This is a genomic window from Bartonella sp. PS7NMGDW (genome assembly GCF_042193585.1).
Lineage (GTDB): Bacteria > Pseudomonadota > Alphaproteobacteria > Rhizobiales > Rhizobiaceae > Bartonella > Bartonella grahamii.
In genome coordinates this window covers 1-718 of the sequence record NZ_JBHILX010000107.1, presented here as the reverse complement: position 1 = coordinate 718, position 718 = coordinate 1, and the positions used below count along the sequence as shown (strand labels likewise).

1 protein-coding gene is annotated in these 718 nt (G+C 34.8%); it reads left to right on the top strand.

Annotated elements, in window-relative coordinates:
- Nucleotides 1-97: 97 nt before the first annotated feature.
- Complete coding sequence (locus ACFIKJ_RS09555) at nucleotides 98-586, top strand: DUF488 family protein (protein ID WP_375653956.1); 489 nt, start codon at nucleotides 98-100, stop codon at nucleotides 584-586.
- The last annotated feature ends 132 nt before the right edge of the window (nucleotides 587-718 follow it).

Genomic DNA, 718 nt, shown 5'->3' with positions numbered 1-718 from the left:
TAAAACAACTCTCAACAAAAGCTGCTTAACCTTATGGGGGTGTTTTGTTCCCCGCATATCTACAAGCACCCCCACCCATTTATTAAGGAAATTAAACGTGTGTAACATCAAACATATTATCATACAGCCTGCTAAAGATGAGGAATTTTGTTTTTTTACCATTGGCTATGAAGGTAGGTCCCTTGAGAATTATCTTAGTTGTCTCATAGAAAACAATATCAAAACTTTATGTGATGTTCGTAAAAATCCAATAAGTAGAAAACACGGATTTTCAAAAAGACAATTAGAGCAAGCTGTAAGCAACATTGATATTGAATATATGCATATGCCTGAACTTGGAATTGCCTCTGAAAAACGAAGAAATTTGAAAACACAAAAAGATTATGACCGCCTTTTTAAAAATTATCGAAATACAACTCTCAAGAATAATTCTTGTGCAATAAACAAATTATATCAAATGTTTTTAAACAAAAAGCGCGTTGCAATCACCTGTTTTGAAGCCAATGTATGCATGTGTCATAGAGGACAACTCGCATTAGCTCTTACTCAATTGCCTGATTGGAAATATGAAATTAAGCACATCTAAAAAATAAACTTACAGATTTTTTACATATGGGGGTGCTTCTCTTCACAAATGCCTCCAAGCACCCCCACCCTTCTTAACACTTTCAAGTAATGCGTGATTCACGCCACACGTGAATTGCATCTCAATGTAAGG